The 18,427-nt window shown below is 59.0% G+C and carries 8 protein-coding genes; 2 read left to right on the top strand and 6 right to left on the bottom strand.

Annotated elements, in window-relative coordinates:
* Nucleotides 1-25 precede the first annotated feature (25 nt).
* From NMLP_RS07885 to NMLP_RS07870, 4 genes are all read right to left on the bottom strand, one after another.
* A complete protein-coding gene (locus NMLP_RS07885) occupies nt 26-2,296 on the bottom strand; it encodes a phospholipase D-like domain-containing protein (RefSeq protein WP_015409588.1) in 2,271 nt (756 codons plus the stop codon).
* Between the two features lie 219 nt (nt 2,297-2,515).
* Nucleotides 2,516-3,253, bottom strand: coding sequence for a hypothetical protein (locus NMLP_RS07880; RefSeq protein ID WP_015409587.1), 738 nt, complete (start codon nt 3,251-3,253; stop codon nt 2,516-2,518).
* 14 nt (nt 3,254-3,267) lie between these two features.
* Nucleotides 3,268-5,154 carry a DUF2075 domain-containing protein gene (locus tag NMLP_RS07875; RefSeq protein WP_015409586.1) on the bottom strand — a complete coding sequence of 629 codons (1,887 nt, stop codon included), beginning with the start codon at nt 5,152-5,154 and terminating at the stop codon, nt 3,268-3,270.
* 6 nt (nt 5,155-5,160) lie between these two features.
* On the bottom strand, nt 5,161-5,508 hold the full coding sequence (locus NMLP_RS07870) for a nucleotide pyrophosphohydrolase (RefSeq protein WP_015409585.1): 348 nt from the start codon (nt 5,506-5,508) through the stop codon (nt 5,161-5,163).
* Between the two features lie 173 nt (nt 5,509-5,681).
* On the opposite strand from NMLP_RS07870, the gene NMLP_RS07865 reads away from it, so the two are divergent.
* Nucleotides 5,682-6,728 (top strand): HNH endonuclease, encoded by a 1,047-nt coding sequence (locus tag NMLP_RS07865; RefSeq protein ID WP_015409584.1) that lies wholly within the window; start codon nt 5,682-5,684, stop codon nt 6,726-6,728.
* A 300-nt stretch (nt 6,729-7,028) separates the two neighbouring features.
* Here the strand turns inward: NMLP_RS07865 and NMLP_RS07860 are convergent, their stop codons facing one another.
* A complete protein-coding gene (locus NMLP_RS07860) occupies nt 7,029-8,246 on the bottom strand; it encodes an orc1/cdc6 family replication initiation protein (RefSeq protein WP_015409583.1) in 1,218 nt (405 codons plus the stop codon).
* A 338-nt stretch (nt 8,247-8,584) separates the two neighbouring features.
* Nucleotides 8,585-9,220: an IS6-like element ISNamo8 family transposase gene (locus NMLP_RS14425; RefSeq protein ID WP_015409582.1), complete on the bottom strand. Its 636-nt coding sequence runs from the start codon at nt 9,218-9,220 to the stop codon at nt 8,585-8,587.
* 730 nt (nt 9,221-9,950) lie between these two features.
* Here NMLP_RS14425 and NMLP_RS07855 point away from each other — a divergent pair.
* Entirely contained in the window at nt 9,951-18,395 is an 8,445-nt protein-coding gene (locus tag NMLP_RS07855; RefSeq protein ID WP_015409581.1) for a GLUG motif-containing protein, read from the top strand.
* Nucleotides 18,396-18,427 lie beyond the last annotated feature (32 nt).

The following is an 18,427-nucleotide window of genomic DNA, read 5'->3' as shown; positions in this document are numbered from 1 at the left end:
AGAATCGGGCAGGGAATCGACGAGATTAGTCTCCGAACAGTCGAGAAAAGAATCCACCGGAGTCGTCGGTATCCGACGCGTCTTCTGTGTGGTCTGACTGTTCAATGTCCGTGCCGGTTTCGGCCGCCCCGTTCAGGAGTTCGTTGACGGAATATCCGATCCATTCAGCGAATTCCTCGGGTGCGCCGATGTAGACGCTTGTGGACGATTTTTCGGACATGAATCGTTTGGGGAGGCGCTTCTCGTAGTCGTACACTTCGTACTCTTCGCGGTCGAAGTCGGCTGTGATGGCATTCGGTTCTGACTCGAACGTGACACGGCCGCCTTGAATATCCCGCTGCCACTTCAACCGTCCCGTGTCGTACGTTTTCTCGGCCGGTTCGTCAGCGGGGAAGTACTCGGGTTGCTCTCGACCGGCTTCGTCGTAGAATTCGCGGACAATGCGGCGGACGTCTTCGATTGTACCGTTCCCGTCGGTCCATGGTTGTTCGGTGAGCATTCGCCGGGCCACATAACTGAAGATCGGGTTCTGTCGTTCCAACACCTCCGAGAGGTCTTGTTGGGCTTCGCGGAAGCCCGGGTCCTCCGGATTGGAGGGAAAGGAGACGTCCATGCTCAGGATCTTCATTCGGTTTCGGAACTCGGATTTCGGGAGCGCGTCGTTGGTCGTGAAGATGAGACACGGTTGATCGACGCTGGTGGGCGTCCAGTCGCCCCAGTAGTTTCGGATCGGGCTCCATCGCTGGATCTTCTCTTTTTCGGCGTCGATGATGGCGTACGGAAAGCACGTGTCCCATTCGCGGACGCCGCGGACTTCCTTGACGCCGACATCGTCTGCATCCACACCGGAAATGACCGTGTTGTCGGAGACAAGTCGCAGGATGTACTCGGTGAGCTTATCCTTTCCCGCGTCGCTCTTTCCTTCGATGTAGAGGTGTTGTAGGACGTTGTCCAGCGTCCGTGACGGTGACGACAACGCCTCGGCGTACTGGTTGGCGAACGGGGCCCAGAACCCGTAGAGGAACGCCTCGTACATCTGTGCCATTACTGCGGTCTCGGACTGTGTGTGGCCGTGGTCGTCGACAGTCTCGATGTAGTCTTCGATGGTTTCGAGGCAGTGATCCAGGAGTTCGGGGGTCGGCTCGTCGGTGGCGACGAGAATCATCTCGTCGTCCTCGCCGATCACGATTTGCTCGGCCTCCGGCAGGACCGACATCGTCGGGATGGCTGTCGATTCCTTGACTTGGTTGTTGTACGCGCTCAGCGGTGCGGTGATGCTGTGGTCCTCGACGGTCGCACCGCGGTCACGAAGCCCGGCCCCGAACTCGTCGGCGGTGTCTTTGTCCACCTTGCTGGTTCCCATTCGGATCTTCTCGTCGGGCGCGCGGATACGCGGTCGGTCGAGCCCGTCCGTCAGCCCCGTTTCGTGATCCGATTCGACGAGCCCGACGTCCGGTGACTCCTCGTCCGCAGCGTCAGTCGACCCGTCTTCGTCCGTTAGCTCGTCCGGCTCGACGACGTTGCGGTCAGCGTTCTCGGGGGCTTCGACGAATGCGACCGTCTCGTCGGCCTTTTGTGGGTCGTCAACGACCGCAGTGACCTGATCGGCGACGTCTTTCAGATCCTCGACGGCGTCTTGGTTCAGAGCAGCAGTGTCGCTCACGTCGAGATCGCCAGCACCGACCCAGTACTCGATGCGGTTCTCCCGCTCTTCCGGTGAGTCGGCCTCTTCCAGCGCCTCGACGAGCCCTTCGAGAAGCGTCTGATCGCTGTATCCTTCGCGGTACTCGTCGATGAATCGCTCGAACTCTTCGTCCAGTTCGGTCCCGACGTCGGTCGTAATGACGGAGATCTGGTTCGTGTGGTACTCCCAAGAGTTCCGCGAGAGGTTGGCCGACCCTTGGACGAGTTTCACCGTGTCGTCCGGCATAACGATTCGATAGATCTTCGAGTGGACTGTCTTCCGGTTCTTCAGTCGAACCGTGAGTCGGTCGTTCTGTCGCAGTCGGACGAGCGACCTCGCCGTCGAGACGTCGTTCACCTGGTCGGCGTAGTCGTCGGCGTTCCCGATGAGTACGTCGAGTGAGCCGATGTCGTACTCGGTCAACATTTTCACCATCAGGTCGGGCGTCTCCGCGTACGTCACGGCGTCTACGTGACGAGCGCCTGCGAACAGATCGAGGAAGTCGGCCCGCTCTTTCACCATCGCCAGGCGGTATTCCGCAGCCCCCGACCCGTAGAACTCCGGCATATCCGCGAACCTGTCGAACGAGATATTCGCCGTCAGTTCGTCCATACTCACGGCAACAGTCTAAAACGAATAAAACCGTGCGCCGGATCGGTAGTGGAGTAGATATGACAGAGATCTTACTGTTCTTCGCGTTCGAGAGACCCAACGACGGTCACGGCCAAGCGGGAGAAGGTTTAGCTCTCGGCACCCTCCCACGGCTGAAACCGTGGGCATTCTCCTGTATTCTCTACGGCTAATATTCCAGATTTCGGTGTGTCGAACGAATCACGCGATTTGTGACGGTGGCCGGCGGTACGTGTCGTCGAGTTCAGGGCCACCGAGTGCGGTGTAGAGGTCGATCAGATCGACAACGTCGCTCCTGCAGTAGTCCTCAAGGAGTCGCGTGAGCTCTCGATGGACGCTGGTGTGTTCGATTTCGGCGTCGACGTTTTGCACGTATTTGTCGCCGATGACTCGTCCGATGTGTTTGCCCTGGACGGCTGGCCCGTCAATCTCCGAGAGGTACGTCTCGGGGAAGTCGTAGTCGTCGTACCAGACGCTGTCGTTGTTGATCCCCGCGATATCGTACGCTTTCCAGTCCGGGAGGATCGGCTGGCCATCCAGGAGCTCGTCCGAATATTCGTCGGCAGCGGCGAGGGCGACATCGATGTGGTTCCCGAAGAGAGACTCGGTTCGCTGTCTCAGTCGCGTGTCACTCGTTGTGTCGAGCTCGCGGGCCCAGGTGAGTAGGTGTTTGCCGTCGAACCAGGTTCCGTTGTACGTGAGCAGCCGCTCTACGTTCCGTTTCTCACACCACTCGAAGAGTTGTTCGAAGAGATCGCGCGTGTAGGCGTCGTCCCAGTTTCCGCGTCGGAACAACACGTCGGTTTCAGGTGTGTCCTGTAACGCGTCGACGTACGCGAGGCCGACGGCAACCCACTCGAAGTACTGCGTGTCGTTCGCGTTCGCGGATGGTTCTTCGAGTGGGCTCGCGGTTTCGATGTCGAGAACGAGAGTGCCCATCGGTAGAGACGTGCTCAGTGGGTGGTGGAGATGGTTTCGATGCGTGTTCCGAGGTACTCTTGGAGTTCGTCGTCACAGCAGTACAGATAACAACCGTTCATGCCGTGGGTCATGAGCGTCCGGTAGGTGTTTTTGATGAGTTCTTCGGCTATCTCGGCTGCTTTCTCGGGCTCCTCGTCAAACATCTTCTTGATGCCGAACAGCGACCGGTCCGTACTCGCCCGTGCTTCGTGATCGACGATGATCTCGCCGTCGCGGTATTTCAGATCGTCACCGATGATCACGCCGACGTAGTCGAATTCGAGGCCCTGGCAGGTGTGGATGCATCCGACCTCGTCGATCGAGCCCTCCGCGATCGCCCACGGATCGCTATCGTCGAGGTTCCAACTCCGCTCGTAATCGCCGATCTCGATGTCGGTTGCGTCCGGGTCGGCACGGCCGTCTTTCTCCCACTCCCAACAGTACCCCGCTACGACCCGGGAGAGCCGGGTCTGTTCGTTCTTTGCTTCGATCGCCGCATGCAGCGCTTCAGGGGAGTCGAACACGCGCAAGTCGAAGTCGAGATCGAACCCGTCTGCGTTCGCCGTGTGGCGGATCTGTAGTACGTCGTCAACCCAGGCGATGTAGCCTTTCGAGCCGTTACAGTGGAACTGTGATTCGAGCGTCGACTCCTCGATTTCGGCGCCTAACTCGGTAGCGTGTTTTTCGATCTCGTCTTTCGAGCCGATGTCGTCGATGTGGACGCGCTGGCTCTCGTCGATGAAGAACACATTGAACTTGGCGGCGTTGATGATCTCCATGATCTGGTTTTCACCGCGACCGAAGAACGTCGATTCCTCGTTCAGTCGATGGGCCTCATCGGCGATCAACGCGGGCAGCGTGTTCGACTCCGTCTCGACGAAGCTGCCAGCGCCCGTAAAGAGGTGTTCGATCTCTTTGACCAGTTTGTCACCACGCAGTTTCTCCTTGTAAACCTCGCGTGGCGCTCGGTTCTTCGAGACGTACTGAGCGACCATGTCGTTTTGAATCAACTCCGCGAGGATGTTGATCGCCACCACGGTCTTTCCGGTCCCGGGGCCGCCGTCGACGATCAGCGTCCGTTTCTGACCGTCTCGTCGGCAGCGTCTCGTCAATTCGACGGCCCTCTCGAAGACGACCTTCTGGGAGTCGATCAGCGTGAACTCGTCTCGTTCCTCTGGCATCTCCAACAGCGAGTTCTGCAGGGATTTTGCTGGCCTGATCTTCCCCTCGTTCATCGCATAGAGGTTCTCGCGGTCGTCGCCGACGTCGATCTGAGACTCGAGGAAGGCACGCAGTTTCTTCGCATCGCCACGAATATAAATCGGTGCCTGCTCGATGTAGGGCCGGTAGAGGTCGTTATCGAGCGTCTCGCGGTGTTGTGCCTCGAAATTATGTAGATACGCCAAGATATGAAGCTCGATCGGTTTCTCGCGGATCGTGATGTTGAAATCCGAGAGCAGTTGGGCGTACGACGCGGCCTGATAGCTCGGATGAGGGGTTTCGCGAATCCCGCCGCCGAGGGCGGTTTTGACGATGCCGTCTTGGGTCTCAACGCGTTCCGTGCTGTCTCCCTCCCACTGTTTGAGCTCGATGATAACCACGTTCGCGCTGTCCGCCGCGTCGTAGCCGGAGACCAGAAAATCGATTCGCTTGGATGTCAGCGGGATTTTGAGTTCGATCGCGACACCGGCATCGCTCGGGACGGAACTGCCACTCAGGACGCTGTGCATGTACTGCAGGGAGTTCTTCCACGATCGGACTTCTCCGGGACTGCCCATCCCGACCCCCTGTGATTGATACCCCTGCTTGATTTTCGGGACGAGTTGGGCTTCCAACGCGCCGTCGAGAAAGCCGGCTTTCGTGTTTTCGTAGACGAGCATCGACGCTTACTTGTCTTGGTTTTCGCTGGGTTCCTGATATTCGTTTGCCGGGAACCGGGCTCTGTTTTTTTCGAGTTTGCTCGCCAACGCGTCGTCTAGCTCAACGTCATACATATCGGCAAACCGAAGCACGAAGAACAGAACGTCGGCCAACTCGTCTTCGATATCTTCTCTGGCCTCGGGATCTGCCAGCAACTCCTGTTGTTCGTCTCGATCTTTGAAGCGAAACTCCTGGAGCAACTCGCTCGATTCGTTAGTCATCCCGATCGCAAGCTCCTTCGGCGCGTGATACTCGTCCCACCCGCGTTTCGCACAGAACTCCCGTACTGCGGCGTGCATCTCTTTTATCGACATGGTCGCAGTACCACCGGCGTGGCTAAAGAGGTTCACAACCGAGCAGAGAGGTTTGCTGACGATACTGTTGATTTGTGCGTCACTCAGTTCGGCGAGAGCCACTGAATGTGATCCACACTGCGAGTGGACGACATCGGCGACAAACCAATGAGCCTCGTGCCGTTTGGATCCGTATGGACGCAGCGTTCGAGGTGAACCAACGCTACCGGGATACGGGGTCGTGGCGAAACGACGACGACCAGTTTCTTCGCTGGCTTCGGGGGGCGCTCTCGGCCGGCATCAAAAACACGGGCGGTATCAGGGACCTCTCGTTCGAGGACTCTGACGAGCCTGCCGCGCTGGTCCTCGTCTCCAACGACGACGGTGTCTCCCAACACGAAGATCCCTGGCAGGACTCACTGAGTGTCTCTTCGGGACACATCGAGTACTGGGGCGACGCGAAGGCCGACCTCGCGTACGATGAGTCCATTCAGAACGAAAAGATCAAGACCGCGTTCGAACGTGCCGCCCGCGGGGACCGCTCGGCCGTGCCCCCGGTTTTGATCTTCCGGAAGCCGGAACCCGGTGTCGTCCAGTTCTGTGGCCTGTGCGTCCCAGTGAGCTTCGAAGTGGCGACCTATTACGACGATTCGGGAGCCCGGATACCGAACTACCGGTTCAATTTCGCCGTTCTGAACACCCCTCGAGTGCCGGTTTCGTGGCTCCACGAACGGGCCGAACGGCACAGCGATGCGTCCGCACCAAGCGAGTGGACCGAGTGGACGTCAAGCGGCGTCATCTCTCGGTGGCCTCTCGGGGATCGAATCGAGGATACGAGCGGGCATCGCCGTCGGATCGAGCGCGCCGAAGCCGTCGTCAGCGGCCAGTTCCGCGACGACATGCTGGCTCGGTTCGAACACCAGTGTGTCGTCACCGGGATCGACGAGACGGCCGTGTTGGATCTTGCACACGTGCTCGCACGGAGCGACCGTCCGGATCTCGTCGGGGACGAGGCGAACGTCCTCGTGATGAACTCGCTCCATCACCGCGCCTTCGATGCGGATCTGTTCACGCTTTCGGACAGCCAGCGACTCGTGGTGAACCCCGAATTCGATCCGGGGCATCCGTTCTTGCGTCAAACGATACTCGGTCGAGCCGGCGAAGAGATTACGCTTCCCGGGGAGACGAGCGTCGACGAGACGTATCTCACAGAGCGGAACAGCTCGCTGGCGTGGGCGTAATGGCACAGATGCGACGTGTGTCACCTCCGTGGGGCGAAGAGAATTCCCACGCCGAAGCAGACACCGACGACGGGTGGCTTCGACCCTTCGCCTCCGCATGGAATCAGCGTATTTGAACACTACCGCCCAGACCCCCACCCAGAGTGCTGGTATAAAAAGCCCGTACCAGATTGTGTTGCTGGACCAGTCGTCTACTGCTAGCGTCGAATCTGATTCCGTGATGTATCGTATCCACCCTCCCTTACCCCACCGTGTCCAGTGTCTCGGGCTAGGGCCGGACGTCTCTGTGTCGAGTCTGAGTCAGTGGCTCCGGCCGAGACGCCGTTGGACTTCATGGGTAACGCCTACGATGTCCACCGTTTCATCGAGTGCCTCGAGGAGGAGTTCGGGATTCGTATCGAGGGCGTACTCGTAGTACCGGCCTCCGACTTCGCCTTTGTTCCGCTCGACCCGGCTGGCGATTCCCAACATGGCGAGTTCGTTCAGGTGGTCCCGCATTCGCCGTGGGACGAGCGCGTCCGTCGCTGCCCGATCGCAGACGACCTCGTATCGCTCCTGGATCGTCCGAGCACGGACCGGCGTGTCCCCTTCCTCGTGAATCATCACGAGCGCGTACAGCACTAAGTGGCCGTGTTGGGTAAGCCCGGCAACGCCGTCGGCGATGCGACTGCGTTCAAGCGCGGTTCGGGCGGCATCGACATGGGCTTCAGTGAGTTTCGCCGCGTTCTCCTCGACTGCGATGTCTCCGGCTTCCATCAGGAGGTCGAGACTCTGGCGGGCGTCGCCAGCGTCTTTCGCACCGAAGGCGGCACACTTTGCGATCACCTCCTGTGGGACGACTCCGTCATAGAAAGCGATCTCAGCACGCTGACGAAGGATGTCTCGAAGTTCGTTTGCGTCGTAGGCCGGGAACTGGAGTTCCTTCTCACACAGGCTCGATTGGACCTTTGAGCTGAGCCGTTCGCGGTACTTGAAGTCATTCGAGATGCCGATGATACCGACCTTGCACTCGCTGAGGTTGCCGTTTGCTCGCGCACGGGGGATCTGATAGAGGATCGAGTCGTCCTCGATGTGGTCGACCTCGTCGAAGACGATGACGATCGTCCCACCGATCGAATCAAGCTCCTCCCAGAGCCACTCGTTTACTTGTCGTCGTGGATATCCGGTCGGCTTCAGTTGGTCCGTGGGGGCGCGTAACTCGTTGATGAGTTGGATCGCGACTTGATAGCTCGTGCTTAGATCTTCACAGTTCGTCCGAATCGTCGTGACGTCGATGTCGTACTCGGCCGCATCCGATTTGAGTTGATCGAGAAGGTAGCGTGTACACGCCGTTTTGCCGACACCAGCCTTTCCATAGAGAAAGATGTTAGACGGCTGATCGCCGTTAATGACCGGTTGCAATGCGGCGATATACTGCTGTAGTTCTTCGTCCCGTCCCACGATCTCTTCCGGCTGGTAATCCTCCCGGAGCGCATCGCGGTTACGAAAGATGTCCGTGTCTGGTTCGAACAACCCCATCTGTTTCCTTGAGAACACCGTAGCAGGCAACGGATATAAAATCACCGTGTCTTTTGTGTCGAGTGTCATTAAATAACCACCCCGGCACGTCCAGTGTCTCGGGCTCTAACGACTTTAGCTGTGACTGCCCGGACGCGGGTAGTTTGGACACTGGACGCACTGGGGTGGGGGTATTCGGACAGCAGTCCCATCGAATTTCTCAGAGAGGACTTTTCCGGTTGGCTTAGCCTGAGGGCCAGATCGATCGACGAAGACACTGGACACACTGGGGTGGGGGAGTAGTGACGCAGTCTATAGTAGGTCTTTCTTAAAATAGGGGTCGTGAGTAACGGTAGTGTTCAGATAAGCTGATTCCATGCGAAGGCGAATGATCGAAGCCAATTGTCGGCGGTATCTGCTTCGGCGTTGCTGAAACAGTTTGAGAAACTGGTAGTTCTACGTTTTATCTCTCGAAAGACACGTTCGACGCTATTCCGATTTCCATGTTTTTCATATTTGAAATCGAGACTGTGACGGCGGCAAGCGTCTTTCAATGAGTGCGAGCCATCGATGAGAAACACGGCGTGTTCTACGTCGTGTTTCTCGCGGAGTTCGGCAAAGAACGCGTGAGCAATTACGCTGTTTGTGGTTGGCTCAAGCGCTGTGTATAGCAATTCGTTTGTTTCAGGATCGACAGCCGCGTACAGCCAATATTGTTCATCATTGAGCCGGATCACCGTCTCGTCAACGGCGACGTGATCCGGATTTTGACCAGACTCAGGCTGTAGATCTGCTTTCTGAACCCAATTATGCACAGTTGACCGAGCACGATTGACACCAAATAATTCAAGAATAGAAACAGTATTCGAAAGTGATAATCCAGCGAGATGGAGCTGAATACTAAGCTTCATCAGAAATCGTGGTGTCGCTTCTCGTTCAACAAACTCTAAGTCGATCTCGTCCAAATTGTCGTTGAGGCGGGCGTTTTCTGGCATAGACACTCAAAAAACGCACCGCCTCACCCTTCATCCTTATCTGAACACCGCCGTGTTATACACACTGTCATTCATCACTCGTCTGCTGTAATTGATTCGCTTCGTAGCGTTTTGAGACACAAAGATCATCGCGTCAGTGGTAAGATGCAGCCGACGTATCTGTACGCACGTTACCGTTCGCGAATGACGCGAATGACGTGAACCGCCCTGGGGTCAGCCTCCGAGGCACCTGGCTTGCTCCACCTGTCGAATGGAGTTCGGGTCCGGTAGCTCGGCATACCACCGAGTGCTGGTATCTCGCCTTTGCCCCCGCATCCACATCATCTCCGTATGAGTGCCTACGGACGCAGTCCTTCGACACGCCGGATCGGGAGTGGCGCCGGATCGACAACGAGTCGACCTCCCATCGACGTGCTGACGGCAGGGAACCGGGCGGCGACCTCTCGATACGGGGGAACATCCTCTGCAGTGGGTGCGTCTCCGCATCGACACGGAGAACGTGTCGTCGGTGGCCGAACTACTCGGGAGGGTGAGTCGGCGTGAGACGCTCGCTGGTGTGGCTCGCTGTCGCCCTCGTCGCCGTCGTGACCCCACCCATAACCGGGACAACCCAGCGTAATCCCCTCACAGCGATCAACAGCGCACCGAGTGATAACCAACCACACGGCGCAGTGGACCCGCATATCCACATCGCACCTCCGAACGCAAGGCTGTGCGGGCGAGGTGCGACATGACGCGACTGCGTCGCGCGGTGCTGCTGACGGTGTTGGCAGCCCTCCTGCTGGCACCGGCCGCGCCAGCGGTAGCGACCAGCGCGACTGGTGGGTCGGCACCAGTGGGGTCACAGGCCGCGGCTATCTCCACGGCAGGTGGGTCGGCGGCCGCCAGTCCGGCGACGAACCGGATCGCACCGGGACAGAACGCAACCGTGCAGTCTGTTCCAAACAGCACGGACTGGCCCGAGATTTTCGAGCCAAGCACCGTGAGTCACAGCGACGCGGGCGAGACCAGCGCGGGGACGGAACTCGCCGTCGTCGACACGACCGTCGAAGATCACGCCACGCTCGCCCGTGCGGCCCGCGAGGCCCATATGGACGTTGTGAACGTCTCCAGCGCCGCGGAGATGCAGGCGGCACTCGCCGAGCGCTCGAATCTAGCGGCGGTCCACGTCCTCTCCCACGGAACCATCGGGACAGTCCAGATCGGCACTGACACGCTCCACCGGGAGACGCTCGACCAGTACAGCGGCCTGATGGGGGCACTCAACGGGAGTCTTGCGGCCGATGGCGACGTGTTACTCTATGGGTGTCTGGTGGCCAAGAACGGCACCGGCCGGGCGTTCGTCGGCGACGTGGCGAACGCGACTGGCGGTGACGTGGCGGCCTCTGACGATTTGACTGGTGCCGAAAGTCAGGGTGGGGATTGGGAACTGGAGGTTGCTGCTAGTTCAGTCTCAGGTAACGAATCCGAGCCAGTCACCGTCAGAACGGAGTCTAACCGAATTCACCCTGCGTTTCAGGTACCACGGTATCAGAATGTATTGAATATCCCATCGGATGAAAATTACGACGACGACTCCGACCCAACGACGTTCTCGAATACGGACCAGTTCACACATGACGGTATAAAATATACTATAACTGGTACAAATTCGCCATACACTCACAATATCACTGCTAGCCAATGTGACAAGATACCTATTTGTGGTGGTTCAGATCTGGCAATGCTTTTCGACTCAGATGGTCAGTATTCGGTTTCCAGTGTCAAAATCGAGGACGCAGATGGGGACAACTTTAAGCTGAAGAGTATGACTATCGATGCGCTTGCAGATAATGACGTGACGGTATCACCAGACAGTGGTGCTTCAGTGAGTTTCACAAGTAATGGTACTTATGTCACGAAAGAACCGTACACTTTCTCGAAATCTAGTTTCGAAAACACCCAGAGTGTCACTATCTCTGGTGGAAATATTGTCCTGAATATTGATGATATCAATTTCGAACCACCTGTTATTCCGAACAACGCACCCACCTTCGACAATGACTCCTCGACCACGATCACGGTGAAGGAAGATTCCGGCAGTTACAATCTCGACTCGAAACTGGCTGTCTCCGATAGCGACGGTGGAGACACCCTGGACTGGTCGATCAGCAGTGCTCCAACCGGGTCGACCAGCGGCTTCGGCGGCGACGAAGCCGTCAGCGCGGGCAGCGGCGTCACCCCGTCGGGGATGACCTACACGCCACCGAGCGATACCAGCGGGACCAGCGCCGATTCCTTCGACGTGCAGGTCAGCGACGGTACCGCCACGAACACGATCACCGTCAACGTCGATATACAGGACGCCCCGGAAGTCTCGTCGATCACACGCAAAACGCCGACCAGCCAAGACACCAACGCCAACAGCGTCACCTACGACGTGACCTTCTCCGAGAGCGTCAGCGATGTTGATACCAGTGACTTCACCACTACCGTGACCAGCGGGAGTCCGTCACCCAGCATCTCCAGCGTCGGTGACGCCGGGGACGCCGATGGCTCAAGCTACACCGTGGACGTGTCGGTCGCCAACAGCGGTGACGGGACCTTCCGGCTGGACCTGAGCGACGACGACACCATCGACAACGCGAACAACGTGCCGCTGGGTGGGGACGGTACCAGCAGTGCTGGCGACGGCAGTTACATCAGTGGCGAGAGCTACACCATCGACAACACGGTACCAACGCTGTCCGGTGCGTCGAAAGTCGACGACACCACCATTCGGGCCACGATCACAGACGGCGTCGATGTCGACGAGTCGACAATCGACGCGAGTGATTTCTCGCTCAGCAGTGGCTCGATTGCCTCGGTCACACCATCAGAAAACGGCGCGGATGCGACCGTCGATATCGATCTGACTTCCGCAGTCGACACCGACACAGTCGACGTCACGATTTCGGGAAGTATCGACGACACCAGCGGCAACTCGCTCACTTCGGGCACCAGTACCGTCTCGGGCATGGACGGCGTCGCGGCGGCACAGGACACGGCACCGACGTGTTCCGAGGTATCGTTTTCGGGGGGCGATGGTAGCGCAGACGATCCCTACGAGATCGAGAACGTGAGCCAGTTGCAGTGTATCAATGCAGATCTCGATGCACACTACGAACTCGTCTCCGACGTCAACGCTTCGGCGACGAGCGGGTGGAACGATGAGAAGGGGTTCGAGCCGATCGGGAGCTGCACCGAAGTGGGTGAGGCGAAGCCGTGGGAGAGATGTTCTGGCCAGCAATTTACCGGGACCTTCGACGGTAACAGTCACACCGTGTCCGGGCTCACAGTTGACCGCCCTGATACGAACGGAGTGGGGCTGTTTGCCGCTGCTGACGAAGCACGGTTCACAAACCTGCGGCTCGCGTCAGTGAACATCACCGGCGGCGAGAATACCGGCGGATTAGCCGGGCAGCTAGTATCCGATAATATCGATACGAAGGACGGATTCGTTGGGAACGTCTCCGTCAACGGAACCGTAACCGGCGAACTCGATACGGCCGGTGTCGTGGGTCACGGGTATGACATCACCCTCGAGGACCAGGTCGTGTTCACCGGCAGAGTCGTTGGCTCCGACGAGGTCGGCGGAATCCTCGGTCGCTCGTCGTCGGATACGACGGTGAGTACGAGTTACGTCAGAGCGACGGTGGAAGCCGACGAAGCCCGAGGTCGCGTTCACGGTGACAATGCGGACGCCGGTGGACTCGTCGGAAACAGTGGCAATCCATCCGACTTCACGAACGTCTACACTGTTGGGTCTGTCACTGGAGACGTGGCCGGTTCGATCGTTGGAGGCGGGAACGTCCCCTCAACGTTCGAAGACGTGTACTGGGACACCGACAAGGGTCCAAACGATGCCGTCGGGGGATACGAACCTAATGGTGTCGTTACCGCACTATCCACAGCCGAGATGCAGGGCGTCACTGCCGAAGAGAACATGGACTTCGACTGGGCTGGAACGTGGCAGAGCGTCGCCGGCGACTATCCGGTGTTTCAGTGGGAAGCCGCTGCCGTCGGAGAATCGTCGATCGCCGGTATCGATGCACCGGACACGACTGCGGTAGTAAATGAGACCGGCGGAGTGACCGTCGTCGCAACCGACGAGTTCGGTAACCGTCTCGAGTCGACGTCCATCTCTGTCGACGCCACGGATGGACTCTCTGGGATCAACACTGGCGACACGGAAACGACCGATTCGAACGGTCAAGCTACGTTTACGTTCACCGAGGAAACGGCTGGGACCTACGATCTAACCTTTTCAGCGGACGAATCGATAACCGATACTGCGACAGTGACCATTCGGGAAGGGGTCAATTGCGCAGTGGTAGAGTACAGCGGTGACGGGTCCACTGATGATCCATACGAAATCGACTCGCTGGCGAAACTCCAGTGCATCAACCAAGATCTTGATGCGCACTACGAACTCGTCTCCGACGTCGACGCCTCGGCGACGAGCGGGTGGAACAATGAGAAGGGGTTCGAGCCGATCGGGAACTCCAGCCAGCCGTTCACCGGCACGTTCGACGGAAACGACTCGACGATTTCGGAGCTCGTAATCGACCGACCGCAGACGGAAGGTATTGGCCTCTTCGGTCACGTCGGCACCGATGGGGAGGTACGAAACGCCACGTTGGAAGCGGCGGAAGTCACCGGGGGAGATGAGGTCGGCGTCGTAGTCGGAGACAGTGCCGGATCGGTGACGAACGTGACGGCCTCTGGGAACGTCACTGGTGACGAGTACGTTGGCGGGGTGGTCGGATACGCGGATAGTGGCGTTATATCCGACTCGCATGGCTCTGTAACCGTGAACGCGACCAACTCTGTCGGTGGATTGGTCGGACAGGGGTGGTCCAACGCTGCGATACGAGAGTCTGTTGCGACCGGATCAGTGAATGCATCGGGATCTTGGGCCGGTGGACTCGTTGGCGATATCTACGGTGACAGTAGTATCGAGAACTCTATGGCGAGCGGCAACGTCAATGGTGACCAGTACGTTGGCGGATTGGTCGGCTACAGTAAGGGAGTCGTGACGAACGCGACTGCCGCCGGAACTGTCTCAGGTTCTGATAATGATGTCGGTGGGCTGATCGGGTATACTGCCAGTGGGGAACTGGCGAATGTAACTGCGTTCGGGGACGTCTCGGGCGAAGCTAATGATGTCGGCGGATTGATTGGCGATAATGCTGCTCCGGTCACGAACGCGACAGCGTCTGGTGACGTCTCAGGTCAGGAAGATGAGATTGGTGGCCTGATCGGTGATAACTCTGGATCGGTAACGAACGCGACAGCGTCTGGTGACGTCTCAGGTCAGGAAGATGAGATTGGTGGCCTGATCGGTGATAACTCTGGATCGGTAACGAACGCGACAGCCTCTGGGAACGTCACTGGCGACGACGAGGTCGGCGGCCTGACCGGTGATGATGATGCATCGGTAGTGCGGAATGCAACTGCCTCTGGGAACGTCACTGGTGACACTGAAGCCGGTGGGTTGATCGGTGTGAGTTCTGGAACGGTGAGAGACGTCACGGCGTCTGGGAGTGTCACTGGTACCACTGATGTCGGCGGGCTGATCGGTGATAGTTCCGAATCGGTAGTGCAGAATGCAACCGCCTCTGGCAATGTCACTGGTGACGAAGAAGCAGTCGGTGGACTAATCGGTGACGTAGACGAGGGAGGGAAGATCCTCAACTCGTACGCAACCGGTGATGTTTCCAGTAGCGCGAGTTGGGCAGTTGTCGGCGGGCTCGTTGGCGACAGCTCTGGTGAGAGAATCGCTGATTCGTTTGCAACTGGCAACGTCACGACCGATGGTGAAAACGTCGGCGGACTGGTCGGTATCCATCGTAGCGGAAACATCACGAACGCCTACGCGACCGGGAGCGTCGACGGCAATGCATCGCTCGGTGGCCTCGTTGGGAACGTTTCCGGCGGTAACGTCACCCTCTCGTACGCGGTCGGTGCTGTCGCCGACGAACCTGCTGCTGGCGGTTTGATCGGCACAGTCCACAACTCGCCAACGGTGCAAAACACGTACTGGGACAACCAGACCACCGAGCGGACCTCTTCGGCTGGCGCTGGAGCGCAATCGCTTCGCACTGTTGAGCTGAAGGGTGATAATGCGAAGACAAACGCGACCGGCTTCGACTTCCAGAACACGTGGGATATCCGCAGTGGGGCGGCAGTTTCCTACCCGTATCTGCGGAACAACACCCAATCGCCGCCACCGGGGCTTGAGAGTCCGTTTGCTGGCGGCACTGGATCTGAATCGTCTCCGTTCGAGATCAAAAACTGGTATCATCTTGACAACGTAAGTCGGCTCCCGGGTGCGAACTACACGCTTGTTGCCGATCTTGATTCGAATACGACAGGCTACGACGAGGTGGCTAATGCGAGTGCGAACGACGAGAAGGGGTTCGAGCCGATCGGAAGCAGCGAGCAGCGATTTGTCGGAACGTTCGACGGACGCAACCGAACTATCTCGAACTTATATATAAATAGGAACTTAAATTATGTTGGACTATTCTCTTATGTTGGCGAAGGCGGAGACATATATAATCTTACAGTTGCAGACGTGAACATCACCGCAGAGCTCCATGTCGGCGGAGTTGCCGGGACTAACGGCGGCACACTTCGTAACATCTCGGTAGATGGAACAGTCAGGTCCACCTCTGAGGGGAATTCAAACAGTGGTGGTCTTGTCGGTGAGAACACGGGTACGGTCAGAAGAGCGACCGCTGACGTGACAACTAGTGGTACAGAGGCCGTCGGCGGTCTCGTTGGAACTAACGGTGGTACGATCAAGTACTCGAGTGCGAACGGAAACGTATCTGGTTCCCAATCCGTCGGTGGACTCGTCGGTGTCAATTTTGCGAGAGGAAAGACCGCTACTATCGAACAGTCCTCTGCGAGTGGCGATGTAACAGGGGACGCGCTCGTGGGAGGGCTCGCTGGCCAAAATTTCAAAAGCGTATTAAATACCTCTTCGGCAAACGGAACGGTAACTGGCGATAGCTATGTCGGGGGCCTCGCCGGAGTCGCTGTTGGCGGGCAAATAACCGACGCAAGCGCCAATGCGACCGTTGAGGGTACCACGTCCGTTGGGGGCCTCGTCGGCGCGAACGGGGCGCAAGGACAGCCTGGAAGCACGATTACCAACGCGAGCGCCAGCGGGACCGTCAGCGTGCCCGATGATGCGGAGCCCACCGAGTACGTGGCTGGGCTCGTCGGTCAGATGTACCTCGGGAACATTACGCGGTCAAGCGCCTCCGGCACTGTCGACGCGCCGGATGCCACCCACGTCGGCGGGCTCGTCGGTTACGCCAATGGTACTGAGAGTAACAATAGGCGTGTACAAACCATCCGCGAGTCCTACGCCACCGGTGACGTCACCGGGAACGAGTCCGTGGGCGGCTTGGTCGGAACGACCCGCAACGAGACGGTCGTCCACAGCTACGCGGTCGGCAACGTCACCGGCGACACGGCCGTCGGCGGACTCGTCGGCAATCACACCGGAGCGAACGCCAACGTAACCGAGGCGTATGCCGCCGGGACAGTCTCCGGGGGAACCGATGTCGGCGGTCTGATCGGCACGACGCAGGCGTCGCCGACGGTCGAGAGCGCCTACTGGGACACCGAGACGACGGCCCAATCGTCCTCGGAGGCCGGCACCGGTCTCAACACCAGCCAACTCAATGCCAACGAGAGTCTGGCCGGCTTCGACTTCCAGAACACGTGGGATATCCGCAGTGGGGCGGCAGTTTCCTACCCGTATCTGCGGAACAACACTCAATCGCCGCCACCGGGAATACACGAGCTTGCTCCCACACCCGGGGCGGGCGGCGATGGCAACGACGATCGCGACAGCGGTCAAAGCAACGAGGACAGCAGCGACAGTAATGACAACAGCGGCAACGGCGCCAGTACCAGCGGTGATAGCGACGACGACGATGACGATCGTTCGAACGTGGACGTCCGCTCGATGGCACAACCCGACGCCGCGGGAGCGCAGGACGGTGAGTCCGATGTGGCCCCGACCTCGACCACCGGATTCGTCGTTTCGATGCGGAACGTCGACGGTGGCGAGCAGATCGCCGTCGACTTCACCGAACAGCGCCGACCGACGGCTAGCCAACCCACAGACGAGGAGGCGCCGTCGACGGAGAACGAGGAGACACCATCCGGGGAGTCGGCGCCCCGCAACGTCCAATCGGACGGCCTCGTGCTCACCGTCAGCGAGGAGGGCGACTACGAACTCACCGTGACCGCACGCGACGTCGATGTCTTCGCCACGGCCGCCGAATCGGGTGATGGCGACGCCGAGCCTTCCGACGGAGAGGACACGGATCGTGGCGAGGGCGAGTCATCCGGCGAGGTGGACCTCTCGACGGACACCTTCGACGAAGAGAGCACACGGTTCGTCGAGGCGACTTCCGCTCGACCCGTCGGCTTCATCACCGTCGAACACACCTTCGATTCGGACGACCTCGAGACGGCGACACACCGGCTCCGTGTTCGCAAGAGCTATTTGGCGGCCACTGGCGCGACCGCCGAGAGTGTCGCCCTGTACCGCGAGGAACCGGAGAGCTACCGCGCGCTGTCGACGCGGCGCGTTGGCGAAGACGACGCGTACTACTACTTCGAGGCGGACACGCCGGGCTTCTCGACGTTCGTGATCGGCACAGAGGCCCCGATATTCGACCTCGGAGGGCCAACGCTCGAGCAAGCCGATGTGGAGACCGGTGTGATCGACGCGAGCGTCCCGGTCGAGAACATCGGGACCGAGCCGGGGACGTACACGGTTCGACTGCGGGGTGACGGTGTCGTCCTCGCAGAGACCGAGGTGTCGGTGCCGGCGGGTGAGATCGTCGAGGCAACCGTGCGAGCGACCGTCCCCGACGCCGATGGGCTGGCGCTTACCGTCGCAGGAGAATCGTTGGGAGAGTTCACCGTCGAAGACAGCGATGCCGATGGGTCCGAACGCACGACAGACGCGGGAGTACAATCGACCACCGACGCCGAAGATGCCACCGATGAGCCCTCCGACACAGCCGACGGATCGGCCCCTGGTGGACAATTCCTCGTCCTACTGGTAGCTGCTGTGTGGATCGTGGTCGCCGTGTGGGCACTGCGGCGAAGGGACGAGCCGTGAGCCCTCCGGGGGGCATGCCCTAAGACGCTGAC

The organism is Natronomonas moolapensis 8.8.11 (genome assembly GCF_000591055.1).
GTDB lineage: Archaea > Halobacteriota > Halobacteria > Halobacteriales > Haloarculaceae > Natronomonas > Natronomonas moolapensis.
This window is presented reverse-complemented; position numbering and strand designations above follow the sequence as displayed.

Coding starts and splice junctions, on each gene's coding strand:
- NMLP_RS07885 (WP_015409588.1), bottom strand. CDS start 2,296: ATGGACGAACTGACGGCGAATATCTCGTTCGACAGGTTCGCGGATATG.
- NMLP_RS07880 (WP_015409587.1), bottom strand. CDS start 3,253: ATGGGCACTCTCGTTCTCGACATCGAAACCGCGAGCCCACTCGAAGAA.
- NMLP_RS07875 (WP_015409586.1), bottom strand. CDS start 5,154: ATGCTCGTCTACGAAAACACGAAAGCCGGCTTTCTCGACGGCGCGTTG.
- NMLP_RS07870 (WP_015409585.1), bottom strand. CDS start 5,508: ATGTCGATAAAAGAGATGCACGCCGCAGTACGGGAGTTCTGTGCGAAA.
- NMLP_RS07865 (WP_015409584.1), top strand. CDS start 5,682: ATGGACGCAGCGTTCGAGGTGAACCAACGCTACCGGGATACGGGGTCG.
- NMLP_RS07860 (WP_015409583.1), bottom strand. CDS start 8,246: ATGGGGTTGTTCGAACCAGACACGGACATCTTTCGTAACCGCGATGCG.
- NMLP_RS14425 (WP_015409582.1), bottom strand. CDS start 9,220: ATGCCAGAAAACGCCCGCCTCAACGACAATTTGGACGAGATCGACTTA.
- NMLP_RS07855 (WP_015409581.1), top strand. CDS start 9,951: ATGACGCGACTGCGTCGCGCGGTGCTGCTGACGGTGTTGGCAGCCCTC.